The 16358-nt window shown below is 45.1% G+C and carries 17 protein-coding genes; 10 read left to right on the top strand and 7 right to left on the bottom strand.

Annotated elements, in window-relative coordinates:
- The first annotated feature begins 36 nt into the window (after positions 1-36).
- The 4 genes from bioB to bioD are packed head-to-tail and all read left to right on the top strand — an operon-like array spanning position 37 to position 4374.
- On the top strand, positions 37-1161 hold the full coding sequence (gene bioB / locus KUL49_RS08155) for a biotin synthase BioB (protein WP_014976059.1): 1125 nt from the start codon (positions 37-39) through the stop codon (positions 1159-1161).
- Positions 1161-2522: an 8-amino-7-oxononanoate synthase gene (locus KUL49_RS08150; protein ID WP_069944004.1), complete on the top strand. Its 1362-nt coding sequence runs from the start codon at positions 1161-1163 to the stop codon at positions 2520-2522. Before bioB ends, KUL49_RS08150 begins: the two co-directional genes overlap by 1 nt.
- 2 nt (positions 2523-2524) lie before the next feature.
- Entirely contained in the window at positions 2525-3607 is a 1083-nt protein-coding gene (locus tag KUL49_RS08145) for a methyltransferase domain-containing protein (RefSeq protein ID WP_131136983.1), read from the top strand.
- Positions 3604-4374 (top strand): dethiobiotin synthase, encoded by a 771-nt coding sequence (gene bioD / locus KUL49_RS08140; protein WP_131136982.1) that lies wholly within the window; start codon positions 3604-3606, stop codon positions 4372-4374. The genes KUL49_RS08145 and bioD overlap by 4 nt, the downstream gene beginning before the upstream one ends.
- On the opposite strand, the gene pepE is transcribed toward bioD, so the two are convergent.
- Entirely contained in the window at positions 4345-5067 is a 723-nt protein-coding gene (gene pepE, locus KUL49_RS08135) for a dipeptidase PepE (protein WP_131136981.1), read from the bottom strand. The two genes, bioD and pepE, sit on opposite strands and share 30 nt — an antisense overlap.
- A 93-nt stretch (positions 5068-5160) precedes the next feature.
- Between pepE and KUL49_RS08130 the strand changes: the two genes are divergently transcribed.
- The 4 genes from KUL49_RS08130 to KUL49_RS08115 all read left to right on the top strand — a co-directional run bounded on the left by KUL49_RS08130 (position 5161) and on the right by KUL49_RS08115 (position 9145).
- A complete protein-coding gene (locus tag KUL49_RS08130; RefSeq protein ID WP_110287836.1) occupies positions 5161-5637 on the top strand; it encodes a low molecular weight protein-tyrosine-phosphatase in 477 nt (158 codons plus the stop codon).
- Positions 5638-5694: 57 nt separating this feature from the next.
- Entirely contained in the window at positions 5695-6672 is a 978-nt protein-coding gene (locus KUL49_RS08125) for an iron ABC transporter permease (RefSeq protein ID WP_131136980.1), read from the top strand.
- Positions 6673-6687: 15 nt separating this feature from the next.
- Positions 6688-7623 (top strand): ABC transporter ATP-binding protein, encoded by a 936-nt coding sequence (locus tag KUL49_RS08120; RefSeq protein WP_131136979.1) that lies wholly within the window; start codon positions 6688-6690, stop codon positions 7621-7623.
- Positions 7624-7801: 178 nt separating this feature from the next.
- Positions 7802-9145, top strand: a complete 1344-nt coding sequence (locus tag KUL49_RS08115) for a class II 3-deoxy-7-phosphoheptulonate synthase (RefSeq protein WP_131136978.1) — start codon at positions 7802-7804, stop codon at positions 9143-9145.
- Positions 9146-9292: 147 nt separating this feature from the next.
- On the opposite strand, the gene KUL49_RS08110 is transcribed toward KUL49_RS08115, so the two are convergent.
- From KUL49_RS08110 to KUL49_RS08090, 5 genes are all read right to left on the bottom strand, one after another.
- Positions 9293-9658 (bottom strand): hypothetical protein, encoded by a 366-nt coding sequence (locus KUL49_RS08110; RefSeq protein ID WP_131136977.1) that lies wholly within the window; start codon positions 9656-9658, stop codon positions 9293-9295.
- A gap of 32 nt (positions 9659-9690) precedes the next feature.
- Positions 9691-9891, bottom strand: coding sequence for a hypothetical protein (locus KUL49_RS08105; protein WP_131136976.1), 201 nt, complete (start codon positions 9889-9891; stop codon positions 9691-9693).
- Positions 9892-10071: 180 nt separating this feature from the next.
- Positions 10072-10395, bottom strand: a complete 324-nt coding sequence (locus KUL49_RS08100) for a hypothetical protein (RefSeq protein WP_131136975.1) — start codon at positions 10393-10395, stop codon at positions 10072-10074.
- A 65-nt stretch (positions 10396-10460) separates the two neighbouring features.
- Complete coding sequence (locus KUL49_RS08095; protein ID WP_014948919.1) at positions 10461-10676, bottom strand: DUF3820 family protein; 216 nt, start codon at positions 10674-10676, stop codon at positions 10461-10463.
- Positions 10677-12497 (bottom strand): ABC transporter ATP-binding protein/permease, encoded by a 1821-nt coding sequence (locus KUL49_RS08090; protein WP_131136974.1) that lies wholly within the window; start codon positions 12495-12497, stop codon positions 10677-10679.
- A gap of 324 nt (positions 12498-12821) precedes the next feature.
- Here KUL49_RS08090 and moaA point away from each other — a divergent pair, with 324 nt between their 5' ends.
- Together moaA and KUL49_RS08080 are read left to right on the top strand one after the other, a co-directional pair.
- The gene (moaA, locus tag KUL49_RS08085) at positions 12822-13790 is read left to right on the top strand and encodes a GTP 3',8-cyclase MoaA (protein ID WP_131136973.1); all 969 of its coding nucleotides are present in this window, start codon (positions 12822-12824) and stop codon (positions 13788-13790) included.
- 128 nt (positions 13791-13918) lie between these two features.
- Positions 13919-14446: a GNAT family N-acetyltransferase gene (locus tag KUL49_RS08080; protein WP_131136972.1), complete on the top strand. Its 528-nt coding sequence runs from the start codon at positions 13919-13921 to the stop codon at positions 14444-14446.
- A 45-nt stretch (positions 14447-14491) separates the two neighbouring features.
- On the opposite strand, the gene KUL49_RS08075 is transcribed toward KUL49_RS08080, so the two are convergent.
- On the bottom strand, positions 14492-16114 hold the full coding sequence (locus KUL49_RS08075; RefSeq protein ID WP_131136971.1) for a response regulator: 1623 nt from the start codon (positions 16112-16114) through the stop codon (positions 14492-14494).
- Positions 16115-16358 lie beyond the last annotated feature (244 nt).

The raw sequence follows: 16358 nt of genomic DNA, 5'->3' as shown, positions 1-16358 counted from the left end.
ACTAAGCCAGCGATAATAATTAGTAAAGGACAGTCAATGACGCTGGCTAGTGCGCCTTCTGCGCAAACGACAACTATTCGAAACGATTGGACCAAAGCCGAAGTCGAAGCTTTGTTTGCCATGCCATTTAACGATTTACTGTTTAATGCCCAAGTAGTGCATAGACAGCATTTTAATCCGAATGAAGTGCAGGTCAGCACGCTTTTGTCGATTAAAACCGGTGCTTGCCCTGAAGACTGTAAGTACTGCCCGCAAAGTGCTCGGTATGATACGGGCCTTGAAAAAGAACGATTACTGGAAATTGAAAAAGTCATCCAGCGTGCGAAAGAAGCAAAGCAAGTAGGCTCAACCCGTTTTTGTATGGGGGCTGCTTGGCGAAATCCACGCGACAGAGACATGCCTTACATTTTAAAAATGGTTGAAGAGGTCAAAAGCTTAGGCTTAGAAACCTGCATGACGCTGGGTATGTTAACCCGCGATCAAGCTGTGGCCTTAAAGCAAGCGGGCCTTGATTATTATAATCACAACCTTGATACCTCTCCGGAATACTACGGCGATATTATCACGACCCGTACTTACCAGGACCGATTGAATACGTTAGAGAACGTGCGTGCTGCAGGTATGAATGTTTGCTCTGGGGGAATTGTTGGCATGGGAGAAACGGTGAGCGATCGGGCTAGTATGTTAGTGCAATTAGCAAACCTTCCTGAGCAGCCTCAAAGTGTACCTATTAATATGTTGGTTAAAGTAAAAGGTACGCCACTCGATAGTGTAGAAGACTTGGACTATTTTGAGTTTATCCGCACTATTGCCGTTGCTCGTATCATGATGCCTAAGTCACATGTGCGCTTGTCGGCAGGCCGCGAAGCCATGAACGAACAAATGCAGGCCCTTTGTTTTATGGCAGGCGCGAATTCTATTTTCTATGGCTGCAAGCTGTTAACCACGTCAAATCCAGATACCCATGAAGATGTAATGCTGTTCAAAAAGCTTGGTATTAATACTGAGCGTACAAGGGATTACTCAGACGAAGCACATCAACAAGTGTTAGAAGAAGAAATTGCCCAGCAACAAGAACAAGCCGACGACAGTAACGACTTGTTTATTGATGCAACCAAGCCTAAGGTAGCGCCAAAGAAACAGCATTTAACGGAGGCGTAATGGCCTTTCACTGGTTAGACGATTCGCTGAGCGCGCGTGCCGAGCAAGGCTTGCTGCGCCAGCGCCACTGCCAACAATACGAAAAAGACAGCATTATTTGTATTAACGGTGAGCACTACCTTAATTTTTCAAGCAATGACTACCTAGGCATGCGCCAGCATGAGGGTGTATTGCAAAGTTGGGTTGAGGGGCTAGCGCAATTTGGTGGTGGCAGTGGTGCATCGCCTTTGGTAACTGGGCACACACAGGCTCATTTGGCGCTAGAAGCCTACATTGCCGATGGGTTAAACCGAGAAGCTGCGCTGTTGTTTAACTCTGGCTTTGCCGCCAATCAGGCACTGTGCATGGCACTTTTTCCTCACATGTCTCACCCTAATAAAAGCGCGAGTGCGGGTCATATTATTGCCGACAAGCTCATGCACGCTTCGTTTTTAGAGGGGGCGCAATGTGTATCTGACAGCGCTAAGCTTCGCCGTTTCAAGCATAACGATCTAAGTCATTTAGAGAGCCTGCTATCGAGCGTTTGTCAAAGCCAGGTGCCCGATGCGGTTGGTAATTCTGGTGCAAACCAGCAAGACACTCTGATTGCCAGTGAAGGTGTGTTTAGTATGGACGGTGACGTAGCGCCTTGTGAAGATATCGCTGAACTGGCCGCTAAATATAATGCATGGTTCATGTTAGACGATGCACACGGTATGGGTGTATTGGGTGAAAACGGCTTCGGCACAGCAGAAGCACTAAACTTAAGCCAGCAACAAGCGCCTATTGTTATGGGAACATTTGGCAAAGCAGTGGGCACGGCCGGCGCCTTTATTGCGGGAAGCCAAACCCTAATTGATTATCTGGTGAATTTTTCTAAACATTATGTGTATTCCACTGCCATGCCACCAGCACAAGCGGTCGCGACGTTGTACTCTCTTACACATATCGCCAGTGATACTGCCCGCCGCGAAACGCTGCATAACAATATCGCCTATTTCAGAGACTCGTTTCAAAAACGTTTTGGACAGACACTCAATTCAAGCGAGAAAGACAAAGCACCAATTGAAATCACTTTGGGGCAATCACAAAGTGCGATTCAGCCTATTATCGTTGGTAGCCCAGAACGTGCAATTGCACTAAGTGACGGGCTAAAACAGCGCGGCATTTGGGCAACGGCTATCAGGCAGCCTACTGTACCGAAAAACCAAGACAGGCTGCGTATTACGCTTACGTCAAATCATTCATCACAGGATATTGACGTATTGCTTGATGCCCTAGAGCTTTCACTTAATAACTTTCTGTTAAGTGAGACTGCAGTAGAAAAAGAATCAGACAGCGCTGTGAATACTCCTGACTCTGTAAGTAAAAAAGAGATGTAACGATGTCACTAAGTCCCGCTATAAAAGCTGCTATGTCGGCAGAATCGAGAAGTCTCTTCGACGGTAAGCTGTCGCGTGACGCGGCGCAGGCGGCTTTTAAGGCAAACGGGGTTTTTTCGTCCGAGGCACCTCTCGATTTTAAAAGTGCGACCAACGCTGAAGGGGCTCTCACAGTTAAAAGTGCTTACCCTTCTGATTGCTCCTCCGAAGCTTCGGCCAATATGCATGCCGAGGAGAAGGCAAAAACTGAGGGCTATATTACAGCTGAAGGCTCTATAACAATTAAAGGCGCTGCAAAAGCTGAGCGTAATGGTACTGCTTCAACAATTAATGAGCAGGACGTGGCACATCGTTTTTCAAAAGCGGCTGTGCAGTACAACAGTATTGCGGGTGTTCAGCGCATTATTGCTAAGCAGGCATTAGCGAACTTACCGATAGACTTACAGGGTACGGTTCTTGATATCGGCTGTGGTACTGGCATTCATACCCAAACCCTTGCAAATAAAGGTGCAGCCGCAACTGGCGTAGACATTGCCGAGGGCATGTTGGCGCAGGCCAGAAAAATGTACTCTGACCCCATTTTTGTAGAAGGTAGTGCTGTTGATTTGCCTTTCTGTGATAGCCAATTTTCAACCGTATTTTCATCTATGGCGCTTCAGTGGGTTAGCGATACTCGTCTTGTCGCTAATGAGATAGCGCGAGTGCTTAAAAAAAGTGGTATTGCCGAGCTGGCAATTATGGTGGCGGGTTCATTTAATGAACTTAAAACGGCGCGCAAAGTAGCGCAGCTTCCGCAAGCCGAAACCTATATGCCGACAACCTCACAATGGGTAAACGGCTTTAAGCAGTCGGGCCTTTCTTTGCAACGGGTGATTACTAAGGACTATGTCGATACTCACTGCGATATTATGTCGCTATTGCGCTCTGTGAAAGGGGTGGGGGCAGGTGAGACCGGCCGAAAACAACCGCCGCTCACCCGTCGAGATATTAAAAAATTAGCTATGGCTTACAGCAATATGAGCGGTGTAGAAAGTAAGTTACCGCTTACCTACCGCGTGAGTCATTTTAGATTGGAAAAACGATGAAGCAGTATTTCATTACCGGTACCGACACCGAAGTAGGTAAAACCTATGTTACCTGCCAACTACTACAAGCTGCGCAAAAATCCTCGTTAAGCGCCATCGGCTACAAGCCTATTGCAGCCGGATGCGAACAGATAAACGGCGAGTGGGTTAACGAAGATGCGCTAAATATTCAGAAAGCGTGCTCCAAAATACGCGCAAATAAAGCCATTAAAATTACAGACAATAACGAGCTAAAAAGCGTAAATGAAAACAACGAAGAAAGTGGGCAGACACTTCCTTTGCATCAAATAAACCCAATTGCACTAAAGCCGGCTATTGCACCACATATTGCTGCCCTTGAAGAAGGTGTTGCGTTAACGTTTGACGAGATTGCAAAAGGGCTTGACGAACTGCACGCCTATCAACCAGATCTTTTGTTAATGGAAGGTGCAGGTGGGTGGCGTTTACCGCTAACGGTAGGTGATGAGTATACGCCCACTTACTATCTTTCTGATGTTGTGAAAACACTCAAAATGGATGTGATTTTAGTTGTAGGCATGCGCCTAGGTTGCTTGAATCATGCGTTATTAACCGCAGAAGCAATTCGCGCTGATGGACTTACCATTAAAGGGTGGGTTGCGAACGACATCACAGGTAACATGACGCGATACCAAGAAAATCTGCACTCTCTTAAAGCCATGTTACCCGAACCGCTACTGGCAGAAATTCCTTACCAGGTAGCGCCCAACGATGAGGCGTTATTCGTCGCTATCAAGCAAATAAGTTAAATCATCACCTGAATGAATTGGCGTTTTTTCTTCACCTAGAAAGATAAAGCCGTCTTTTTCACCCACTAGGGTAAGTTGATTATGAGTAAGGCGCAGCGCTGTACCTTCGCGAATAGCAACTACTGGCGTGGTTGGATTAAGCGTGGTGAACTCTGCCAAACGTTGGTCGCGGGTTTCGCCATTGTGACCCGGCGGCTGATAATCGGTGTAATGCGGGTTTAACTGAAACGGCACGATATCTAGTGCATCAAAACTCGGCGGCTCGATAATGGGCATGTCGTTAGTGGTTCTAATTGATTGACCACAAATATTCGAACCTGCACTCCAGCCAATATAAGGAGTGCAATCGGCGATGGCGTGCTTTATTGGCACAATAAGCGCGTTTGCATAAAGGGTAGAAAGCAGGTGAAAGGTGTTTCCACCGCCTACAACAATGGCTTGGCCGTTTTTCTTCGCGTTATTGACTGCGGCAACAGGATCTTCAACGGTATGTAGGCCCGTAACCTTGCACTCTGGCAGGGCGGTAGCAACGGCGTCCACGTAGCTATCGTACGTTTGAGTTACGGCGGCGTAAGGAACAAATAGAAGGTCGCGAATTTCGCCTAAGTGTGCAAAAATAAGCGCTCTAGCGTGCTCTAAGTAAGCCTCGTCGCCTTGACGTGAGCTACTTAGCATAAGTACATGTGCGGTCATACTAACTCCACAATTTTTCTGACGGCGTATCATACGTGAAACTAGGCATAAAGTTTAGTCGCGCTCCGTCACTGCGTTGAAATAGGATTTTGAATGAAACAATCTACATCGGTGTTGTTCGTGTGTTTGGGTAATATTTGTCGTTCTCCAACCGCAGAAGCCGTGTTCAAACACAAGGCTGCACAAGCCGGATTAAATATTGAAATTGACTCAGCGGGAACCCACGGCTATCACATTGGTAACCCGCCCGATAAGCGTTCGCAAGCCGCAGGCGTAGAACGAGGCTACAGTTTCAAAGGGCTAAAGTGCCGACGTGTGGATGAAAGCGACTTTGAGCGATTTGATTTCATTCTTGCCATGGATAACAGCAACCTTGCTAATTTGCACGGTATGTCGCCTAGCCAGTACCACGATAAAATTAAGCTGTTTCTTGATTTTGCAAATGTAGACGATAAGGAAGTACCTGACCCATATTATGGCGGCAAGCGCGGCTTTGAGTTGGTGTTAGATCTTATCGAAGAAGCGTCGGACGGTTTGATTACGCATATTAAGCAAACCCAACAACAATAAACGTAAGTCATATTGATACACCATTTCGAGAGCCTACGTTGAGACCCCATATTAACAATGATAGGAACTAAACGCACCGCCGTCACTTTGGTTGTAATAACAGTACTTTTGTCACTCGTCATAGGTGTGGTAGGTATTGTTAGCGTGACAGGGCTGTCTGATACAGCGGCTGAACTAAAACAGCATATTATTGTTCAGCTTCAAATACCGCTTATTCTCACTGCGTGTTTAGTAGGGGCGGCACTGTCTACAAGTGGCGCTACCTTGCAAGTAGTGTTGCGAAATCCCCTGGCAGATCCGGGAATTATTGGCATTACGAGTGGCGCAAGCTTGGTTGCTGCGCTTTTGCTATTGCTAACCCCACAATGGGCTACAGCGTACCTACACTATTTGCTGCCTTTGGGATGTTTTATTGGTGCGTTGTTATCTACATTTATTATCTACCGCTTAGCCAGAAAACTGCTGGGCTCCTCTACGGCTGTTATTCTAGCTGGTATTGCCATCTCTACTCTTAGCGGCGCCGTTATAGCGTGGCTTTACATGTTCAGCGACGCTAATGCCCTGCGCAATCTTACTTTCTGGTTAATGGGTAGTTTGTACCAAACTAACTGGTTAATTTTGTCAGTGGGCGGCCCGTTAATCGCTGTTGCTGTCGCATTACAGCTTTATTTCGCCGGCGATTTAAACAAGCTCTATGCTGGTGAACTTGCAGCAAAAAGCAGTGGTGTGGATGTGGAGAAACTCACTGAGCGCGCACTCATTGTCTGCGCTATTGCTGTAGGCACTGCGGTGTCTATGGCAGGCTCTATTGCTTTTGTTGGCTTATTAGTACCGCATATCTTACGTTTGATCATCGGGCATAATAATCGCTATTTGTTGCCGTTAAGTGCATTAAGTGGTGCAAGTCTGCTGATGCTGGTTGCGTTAAGCTCTGAAATGACCCGTGCCATTACGCTTCCGGTGTCTATGGTAACAGCTACGTTAGGCGGTCCATTATTAATTTGGGCATTAGCTAATGGTCAAATAAAAGGGTAGTGGAGGGGAAATGAAATGACGACAAACAATTTTAGACCCCAGCAACGCCCTGATTCTGGCAGCAATGAACGAATAAATGCTAGTGAGCAAGACACCATAATTACTAACCCTAAGCAAAACGTTAGCGTTAAAGATGACGTTGCTGATTGCAATAGCCCAGCGAATAGCCATAACCTAGCAGATAGTCGTACCGTTTTAACCTTACAGAATGTAAAAGTGGCATCGCGACTTTCGGTGGAAGGTTTACGTGCAAAAAAAGGCGAGTGCGTTCACATTATAGGGCCAAATGGGGCAGGGAAATCAACACTGTTGCTTACCCTTGCGGGCCTTATTGACGCTGATGAGGGCACCGTCATGCTGCTAGGTAAACCAATGAACGATTGGTCGCTGGCAACACTTGCGAGTGTGCGCACCTTATTAGCGCAACAAAGCGAAAGTGGTTTTCACTTGTCGGTAAAAGAGTACCTAAGCTTTTATGCAACAGCACAGCAAGATGAACTAATTCCTCCGGTTTTAGAAAAAGCACTCGAAATATCGGGTTTCTTGAACCAAATTGTCACCCAGCTTTCTGGCGGTGAGCGTCAGCGAGTAGAAATTTGCCGTTCGCTTTTGCAAATATGGCCGCAGTTAGAGCGCGGAGAGGGGGTTGTGCTTTTAGACGAGCCATTGCAAGGACTTGATATAAGACATCAATATGCACTGGCTAGTTTGGTAAAATTCCTTTGCGATAAAGGGAATACCCTACTTATGACGTCTCACGATATCGCGCTTAGTGCCAACTATTGCGATAGTTTATGGCTTTTGCAAAAAGGTCGCATGGTAGCGTTCGGTAAGCCACAAGAGGTGGCCACGCAAACAAACTTAGAAAGTGTGTTTGAATGCCATTTTGCTATAAGCAAGCACGATAACTTTCTAGAAATTCAAGTTTGCGCACCTATTTCCCTAGAATAAATGTGGTAAAGTGCCCCCAGCATTTTTTTAGATTCACATTTTCACATTAGGCTGATTAGAAAAAAGCGCTACAGACGCACTGTTAAGCGCGTTACAGTCTTTTTATTCGAAGCATCTAGCTTCAATAAATATTTTCAGTAAAACGTTTGCCCTACGTTTTTTATTCAGGAGAACACCGTTGAGTAATTGGCAAGTAGACAGTTGGAGAAATAAACCTATTCTTCAGCAACCAGAGTACGACGACAAAGTACGTTTAAAAGAAGTAGAGCAAACATTAAGTTCTTATCCACCGCTTGTATTTGCTGCTGAAGCCCGTGAGCTTAGACGCCAGCTAGGTGAAGTCAGCTTGGGTAAAGGCTTTCTTTTACAAGGCGGCGACTGTGCTGAGTCGTTTGACGAATTTAATGCGCCTAAAATTCGCGATACCTTTAAAGTTATTCTTCAAATGGCCATTGTGCTTACCTTTGCTGGTCGTTGCCCGGTAACCAAGGTTGCCCGTATGGCAGGCCAGTACGCCAAGCCGCGCTCATCAGATTTCGAAACCCGCGATGGCGTGACCTTGCCAAGCTATCGTGGTGATATCATCAACAACTTCGAATTTACCGAAGCGGCCCGTCGACCAGATCCTGACCGTTTGTTGGAAGCCTACCATCGCAGTGCGTCAACACTGAATTTACTTCGCGCGTTCGCGCAAGGTGGTTTGGCCGACCTTCATGAAGTTAACCGCTGGAACATGGCGTTCGTTGAAAACAATCCGCTTAAAGAGCGTTATTCTGATATGGCCAACCGTATTCAAGATACCCTTGAGTTTATGGATGTTATTGGTATTAACGCACAAACCAGTTCTACGCTGCACGAGACCTCACTTTTCACGTCGCATGAAGCATTGCTGTTGAACTATGAGCAGGCGCTAACACGCATCGATACCCTTACCGGTAAGCCTTACGATTGTTCGGCTCACATGGTGTGGATTGGCGAGCGTACCCGACAACTTGACCATGCGCACGTTGAGTTTTTCCGAGGCATTCACAACCCAATTGGTGTGAAAGTGGGTCCAAGCATGCAGGAAGACGAGCTTATTCGTTTAATTGATGCACTTAACCCGCTAAACGACCCGGGTCGCTTGACGCTTATTACGCGTATGGGCGCCGATAATTTAGCTGACAACTTGCCACGCTTATTGCGTAAAGTGAAAGCTGAAGGCAGACATGTAGTGTGGAGCTCTGACCCGATGCACGGCAACACATTCTCGGCATCTAGCGGTTATAAAACCCGTAATTTCGATGCAATTTTGAAAGAAATTAAGCAGTTCTTCCAAGCTCACGAAGCAGAAGGTACTCACGCTGGTGGTATTCACCTTGAAATGACTGGCCAGCACGTGACTGAGTGTACGGGCGGTGCTTATGAAATTAGCGATGATGATTTAGCGCAGGCTTACAAGACCCAGTGCGATCCGCGCTTGAATGCAGATCAAGTGCTTGAAATGGCATTCTTGGTGGCTGATCATTTGCGTAATGCGTAATGCGTAATGCGTAATGCGTAATGCGTAATGCGCAAAGTAGCCATTATCGCATTGGCAATTTAGAAAAACGGCATCATTGAGATGCCGTTTTTTCGTTTTATACAAAAGCCAGTTGTTAGAGCTTACACTCTTCAAAATATTTACTTTTTAAGCTCTTGATGTGATTTTTCTCTCAACAGTAATGGCTAACAGCATAAACTGATAGCCGAACACCGAAAACAAAACATCAAAGCTATCAAACGTTCGCTCTTCCATCCCAAGCTGCATAAGCTCATATCCTATAACGCCTAATGCGCAAAAGAGCGCGGTAAGTTTTTTATTGCCATTCGTTACAGCAAAAGCAAAAGAACAGGTTATGGGAACCGCCAAAAAGTTGGGTGCAGCGTTGAGTATCAAACTACCATTACCAGTTCTTAGCCCTATCATATGTAGATAGGTAAAATAGCAACATAGTGCGAGACCGCCATAGTAAACGACAGTAAAATGCCATTTACCAATCGCTTTGGACTTCACATACTGGCCAAGCATGGAAACGAGCACGTTTATCAAAACTTACTAAGAAAACGTCTGCTCCAATATTTTATGCTCGACCTGGCTGAGGCAACACTATTTTCAACATAGTTGTCGACTCCTTGCTTCCCACCAATGCTGTCATACACGTACGAACCTAATATTCCAAACCCCACACCAATTAGGTAGTTCCCACCGCTTACGTGCTTTACTTCATGGTTAGTTAGTTCTTTCATTGTTACATTCCTTATATATCGCTCTATTCGGTTAAATTTCCAAGCAACGTTATATATCGTCGCAAGTGAAACTTATCAGTGGGGAAGGGAGAAATCTCCTGTATCCAAGGCTAGTTTTTATTTTATTGCCAGCCCTCGAATAAGCCGCATTAAATACCCAGAAGCTAAGCTAGCAATCGGTTAACCTGCAAAAATGGCGGCTCGTTCATCTTCACTTAAAATACCGACGAAGATGGTTTCTCTTCTTAAGTTGGCTGTACGCTCATCGTCAGCCAAAAGAAGCGCCTTAAATACGTCTGGTTGATGGCGAGCCTCAATTATTCCTTCCCAAAGAAGGTAGCTTCCATAGCGCATCATTTTGTTGTGATAACGGTTTTCTAATGTTTTTTCGACTTCTTCGAATAGTTCTGGTTGCAACATCAGTTTGTCGGCAATGGCATTATGTATTTTTTTGATGCGTTCGTTTACGTCACTTCGACGTTGCTTTCTGGGTCTTGCTAACATAAATCATCGTATGGTTAGAGTTTACTCATTTTGCCATTAGGGGGCGCTGAGTCCCCGTGTGATTGCTAGTCGTCATTTAATAGCGGTTCTACAACAGACTCTAAGCCGTTTAGCTTAATTTCATACATTAAAGCGAGCTGCTCACCAAGCTTGTTTTCTGGAAAGCCTTGCTTGTGAAACCAGACCAAATAGGGTTCAGGTAAATGAAATAGGCGTCTTCCAGCGTATTTGCCAAAGGGCATCACTTGGTTAATAGCGGCTTTAATAAGCGTTGGGTCCATTTACTGATTACCTTTTGTCTTGGAATTTTCGATGAGGTCTTCATCTTCACGCTGCTGTGCTTGCCATAGTGCTGCGTATTCACCATCTTGCTCTAGTAAATAAGTGTGTGTCCCTTCCTCTACAATGGTACCGTTTTTAAGTACAAGGATCTTGTCGGCATCAACAATTGTGGACAGTCTATGGGCGATGACTAGGCTGGTGTGTCCTTTAGCAGCGTCGCGAAGGGCCGCTAATATCGCACGTTCTGACGTGCTGTCTAACGAGCTGGTGGCTTCATCAAAAATCATGATTGGCGCGCCTTTAAGTAAGGCCCTTGCGATAGATACGCGCTGCTTTTCGCCACCAGAAAGTTTTAGGCCTCGCTCACCTACCGTTGTGTCTAGCTTTTCAGGTAGGCCTTCTACAAATGCTTCAAGATGCGCGAGTTTGATAACTTGTTTAATGTCTTCATCGCTGGCGTCAGGGTTACCGTAGCGAATATTCTCTAGCAAGGTAGTGTTAAACAGCACCGTATCCTGAGGGACAATGCCGATATGTGAACGCAGACTTTGTTGCGTAACCGATGCGATGTCTTTTCCATTTATCGTGATGTCGCCCTGTTGAGGCTCATAAAACCGAAAGAGTAGTTTCATCAGCGTTGATTTTCCTGCGCCGCTTTCACCCACTACCGCTACTTTTGAGCCTGGCGGTACATCAAAGCTTAAGCCGTTAAGTATTTGTCGATTCTCAGTGTATGCAAAATGCACATTGTTAAATCGCAGTGCAGGGTTCGCACAGGTTAATTCTGTAGCGTCGTGGGCATCTTTTATGGCCGGAGATTGGGCGAGAAGGTCAAACAACTTATCGATATTTGCAAGGCTCCCTCGAATTTCACGGTACACAAAACCCAAGAAATTTAAGGGCATGAAAATCTGCATGGTGAACGCGTTTATTAATACAAAGTCACCTATTGTCATCTCGCCATTCATGACGCCAAAGGCGGCGTTTGCCATCATAGATGTCATGGCGATAGCGATAATGGCAGCTTGGCCGCCATTCAATGCAAATAGCGACAAGCGGTTTTTTCTTCGTGCTTTTTCCCATGTGGCTAAATCTTTATCGTAGCGATTGGCTTCAAAGGATTCGTTGTTAAAGTATTTAACGGTTTCAAAATTTAGCAGGCTGTCTACCGCCCGGGAATTGGTGGTCGAGTCAGCTTCATTCATCTGAGTAACAAAGCGAGTGCGCCAATCCGTGGCTTTCATCGAAAAGCCAATGTAAGCCACCACGCTAACTACAATAATTAACGCGAAAGATACGCCAAACTGAAACAAGAGTAAGCCTACAACAAGAGTGATCTCTAACAGGGTAGGAACAATATTAAACACCATAAAACGCATGAGGAAGCTTACGCCGTTGGTACCGCGCTCTATATCTCGTGACAATCCGCCTGTACGTCGATTTAAATGAAAGCCCAAGTCTAAGTTGTGCAAATGTTTAAAGACTTTTAGGCCAAGGCGGCGCATGGCACGCTCTGTAACCCGACCAAATAGCGTGTCGCGTACTTCGCCGAGCAAAACATTCAGTAAACGCAGTGTTCCGTAGGCAACGATAAGGCTGATAGGTACCGCTAATGCAATCGTGGTTAGGTCGCCATTTAAGCTATCGACAGTGTATTTCAATACATAGGGTAGGCCGATGCTGGCAAGCTTTGCTGCTACTAGGCAGAGTAGAGCAAGAAATACACGGTGCTTGAACTCTAGGAGATAAGGCCAAAGCTGTGAGAGAACGTGCCATTTAACAGGTTCGTCGACATTGGTGGGAAAACGGTTTTTTCTCATTTTATAGTGTGCTTTATTATTGTGTTTACAGTGTTAGGAACGCGCTGATTCAAAAAATCGCTTTTCGTAAACGTTGTAATAGATATTGAGCTAACCTGCTCGTGTAGGGCGATTTTCGCTTTTTGAAGTACGTTTTGAAATAGGCTAGAGATTAAAATGGTCTTATTTATAGCGATGAATGTGTTTAATTTTGGTTTCACCGCGCGTACACTAGAGGTAGTTTAATTTAGTTACCTTGTTATTCACTCAATGTTTTACTGGCTTTTGTTAGATTGAGAAAGCCGTGAATTGAATGACTAAGCAGCACAGGATTAAGGAGTTAGTTTGTTAGAAGATAGTTTCGGTAGACAGTTTCATTATTTACGTTTGTCAGTGACCGAAGCGTGCAACTTTCGTTGTCAGTACTGTTTGCCAGACGGATATGAAGGCCCGACAAGCGATCAGTTTATGACGCTAAACGAAATTGATACCTTGCTCAAAGCGTTCGCTAAGCTAGGTACGTCGAAAGTGCGCCTAACAGGCGGCGAACCAACGCTGCGAAGAGACTTTCTTGATATTTTACAGCTAACAAGTAATACGCCTGGTATCGAACGTGTAGCGATGACAACACACGGAGCGCGAATGGAAAAGTTTGCGCATCAGTGGAAAGAAGCAGGGTTACACCAAGTAAATGTAAGTATTGACAGTTTAGATCCCCGTCAGTTTGCCGCTATAACAGGACAAGACAAGCTTAAAGCTGTACTTCGAGGGTTAGACGCAGCGATTGATGCCGGCTTAGACGTGAAAGTGAACTCTGTCTTACTCAACGATTTTTCCGACAGCCGTCTACATAGGTTTCTTGCTTGGGTAAAAGATATGCCAGTAACGCTCCGGTTTATAGAGCTAATGGAGACAGGCGACTTAAACCAGTTTTTCAATAAGCAACATCAAAGTGGTACGCCGCTAAAAAGTACGTTGTTAGACATGGGCTGGCAGCCCTTGTTGCGTAGAAAAGATGCGGGGCCAGCGCAGGAGTTTTACCACCCTGACTATGCCGGTAAAATTGGCTTAATCATGCCTTACAGCAAAGATTTTTGTAAAACTTGTAATCGACTACGTGTTTCTGCCCCAGGAAAGCTTCACCTATGCTTGTTCAGTGAAAATGGGATAGACATGAGACATCTTCTTGCCACTGGAAATGTGGATGAAGTGGTCGCTTTTTTACAAGATGTGCTGGGTCAAAAACACGAAACACACTATTTGCATGAAGGTAAAACAGGGGCAACCAAGCACCTTGCCATGCTGGGAGGCTAGTTAATTAGCTCTACGTTAAAGGAAAATGTAGGGCAAAATAAATACATCGAATAAGTTTGGTTTGTTGTAAAAATGAGCTATATTCAGCGGTGTAAGTATATTAAAAATAATAACGATAAAGGAAGTATATGCATATCAAGGACAGTGCGCGTCTTTCCTACCATTATATCACCGAACAAGACGCAGACTTTTTATGGGAGCTCGACCAAGATGAGCTTGTCATGAAATATATCAACGGTGGCAAGAAGTCTTCTAAGGAAGATATTCGGGAAATCTTTGTTCCTCGTTTCCAAGCCTATTCCAATCCAGCTCTAGGGTGGGGACTGTGGCGCGTGGAAACGCTAGTCGAAAAGGAAAGCATTGGTTGGATTTTAGTTCGCCCCTTTGGCTTTTTTACTCAACACCCCGAAACTGACAATATGGAACTAGGGTGGCGTTTTAAGCGCCATACGTGGGGCAAGGGCTACGCAACAGAGGCTGCGGAGTCTGTTAAAGAAGCGCTGTATGATATAGGTGTTGAAAAATTCTCTGCTATTGCTAACCCGCAAAATAGTGCGTCTATCAATATTATGAAAAAGCTAGGAATGACGTTTAGTCACGAGCTTGAGTATAAAGACAAACTCTATCACGAGACAGTAGTCGTCTACTCTAATTAAGTAAGCGTATTGGTATAAGAAGGGCGAGGGGAATGACTGACGTTATCATTCGCTCTTTAGAATGCTTTTTACGTTCTCGTAGCGAGAATACTGATCTTCTGACAAAGCTGCCGACTCGAGTGTTTCTCTACATTTTTTGATGGCCGAAAGGGTGTCGGGAAGCATAGGCGCGTTAGCTTTTCGGGCCCTTACTATTGCTTGAAGGTAGTTAAGCGCAATAGAGGGATTTTTAGGCATGACGCGGAACGCTTGAGCAAATGTTGTGTAAGACTGCTCTAAATTACCCCGTTTATACTGTGCAACGGCGGTGTTGTTAAGTATTTTAGGGCTTAGCGTAATCGCTTCTTTTTCTTCTTTCTCTTGTTTTAAATAGGTGGCCATGAGGTTTAATTCATCGTTATCCTCATCCTGCCTTGAGGAAATGGCGTCTAAAATCGCAAGGGACTCTTTCTTCATTCCTACTTCATGAAGGGCTTTGGCTCTATCAAGCAAGGCTTCTGTGGAGTGGTGTTGGGCATGATCAGTGTGAAAATCTGACAACAGCATTTGTGCTTTCACTGTGTCGTCTTTCAAATAATGAAGACGCGCGTCAATCACCGTCAGCTCATCGTTTAAGGCTGCTTTCGGGTGAGCCTTTTTCAGCTGTCGCAAATACTCATTAGTTTGTTTAACTATGCTGTTTACGTGTTCGGGCTCAGATGTCATAGCAAAATCAACACCCGCTCTTGCGGCAGTTAAATAAATATCTGGTTTGTCATGGATAGAGTCTTTCGCGTAGCGGACCACCTTTTTAGCGCTGTTAAACTGACTTTCGTAATCATGGGTGATCCGCGCCAAATTTATCGCTAACTTATGTCTAGCAATGTTTTGAGGTGAGATATTGCACGCCAGCGATGTACACTCCAGCGCGTCGTCAAAAGCTGACTGCTTAATTTGTAGTTTGGCGAGTAAGTCATAGGCCTCAAGCGCAGAGTCAGGTCGCATCGCTAACTGGATAACTTCTCTTTCGGCATCGTCTAATTCATTGAGTGCCAACAGACTCTTCGCGATCCCCATTTTTGCCCAGCTAAAATCTTGAACGTTAATTATCGATTCAAAGAAGGCTACGGCTTCTTGAAACCTTTCTGTGATAATCAACAAATCGCCTTTAATCTTCATCGCTAGCGGAAAGTGTTCGGCTTGCTCAGGCTGCAATAGAAAGAACTCAACCTCGGCCAGGGCTTTTTCGTAGTCCTTTTTATCCATGAATGAATAGATATTCTTTAGCGCTTTTTTCCTTGATAAAACCCTGGAAAGTCGCCTGTCTAACTCGTTAACCGAAAAGGGCTTAGCGATAAACTCATCCGGCTGTAACTCTATGATGGCGTGGACGACTTCTGCTGAGGTATCTGCACTGGTGAAGATGAATGCGCTGGTGAGGGGTAGTGATTGAGTTTCGTTTAGTTGCTCAAGTAAAAAATAACCGCCTTGTTCAGAGCGCAAATTATAAGAGCAGATAATGGCGTCATAATCATGTTCTTGCAGTGCCGAAAGGGCATGAGAGGGCCTATCAACATAGTTCATGTTCTTGAAACCTAACTGCTCAAGTGCGTAGTGCATATGGCTTTTCGCCAGCACCTGGTCTTCAGCAATTAACAACTTAGTATTTCTAGCTAAGTGTAGTTTCATCAATTAGTAGCCTCTGAAACATGAGAACCCTTACTTTTCTTACCATATCACGGTAAGTGCACCTTAAGTATAGTTCTTTATAGAGACTATCGCATAATGGATGCTGCTCGTAGCTGATTTTCAGTACTGGTTATTGATAATGATTGCTGGGTTTGGTGTAGGAGTAGCCAAAATGCTTTAACGTGACAACGACTAAGACAGAGTTAGATTGTTATGTTTCTAAAGATTGATATATTGAGAGGGA

The organism is Alteromonas sp. KUL17, assembly GCF_006538305.1.
Taxonomy (GTDB): Bacteria; Pseudomonadota; Gammaproteobacteria; order Enterobacterales; family Alteromonadaceae; genus Alteromonas; species Alteromonas macleodii.
The sequence above is the reverse complement of the archived record's forward strand: the minus strand, read 5'-3'. Positions and strand labels throughout refer to the sequence as shown.

What these genes read in the sequence shown, in the direction of transcription:
- bioB (WP_014976059.1), top strand. Translation starts at nt 37, where the DNA reads ATGACGCTGGCTAGTGCGCCTTCTGCGCAAACGACAACTATTCGAAAC.
- KUL49_RS08150 (WP_069944004.1), top strand. Translation starts at nt 1,161, where the DNA reads ATGGCCTTTCACTGGTTAGACGATTCGCTGAGCGCGCGTGCCGAGCAA.
- KUL49_RS08145 (WP_131136983.1), top strand. Translation starts at nt 2,525, where the DNA reads ATGTCACTAAGTCCCGCTATAAAAGCTGCTATGTCGGCAGAATCGAGA.
- bioD (WP_131136982.1), top strand. Translation starts at nt 3,604, where the DNA reads ATGAAGCAGTATTTCATTACCGGTACCGACACCGAAGTAGGTAAAACC.
- pepE (WP_131136981.1), bottom strand. Translation starts at nt 5,067, where the DNA reads ATGACCGCACATGTACTTATGCTAAGTAGCTCACGTCAAGGCGACGAG.
- KUL49_RS08130 (WP_110287836.1), top strand. Translation starts at nt 5,161, where the DNA reads ATGAAACAATCTACATCGGTGTTGTTCGTGTGTTTGGGTAATATTTGT.
- KUL49_RS08125 (WP_131136980.1), top strand. Translation starts at nt 5,695, where the DNA reads ATGATAGGAACTAAACGCACCGCCGTCACTTTGGTTGTAATAACAGTA.
- KUL49_RS08120 (WP_131136979.1), top strand. Translation starts at nt 6,688, where the DNA reads ATGACGACAAACAATTTTAGACCCCAGCAACGCCCTGATTCTGGCAGC.
- KUL49_RS08105 (WP_131136976.1), bottom strand. Translation starts at nt 9,891, where the DNA reads ATGAAAGAACTAACTAACCATGAAGTAAAGCACGTAAGCGGTGGGAAC.
- KUL49_RS08100 (WP_131136975.1), bottom strand. Translation starts at nt 10,395, where the DNA reads ATGTTAGCAAGACCCAGAAAGCAACGTCGAAGTGACGTAAACGAACGC.
- KUL49_RS08095 (WP_014948919.1), bottom strand. Translation starts at nt 10,676, where the DNA reads ATGGACCCAACGCTTATTAAAGCCGCTATTAACCAAGTGATGCCCTTT.
- KUL49_RS08090 (WP_131136974.1), bottom strand. Translation starts at nt 12,497, where the DNA reads ATGAGAAAAAACCGTTTTCCCACCAATGTCGACGAACCTGTTAAATGG.
- KUL49_RS08080 (WP_131136972.1), top strand. Translation starts at nt 13,919, where the DNA reads ATGCATATCAAGGACAGTGCGCGTCTTTCCTACCATTATATCACCGAA.
- KUL49_RS08075 (WP_131136971.1), bottom strand. Translation starts at nt 16,114, where the DNA reads ATGAAACTACACTTAGCTAGAAATACTAAGTTGTTAATTGCTGAAGAC.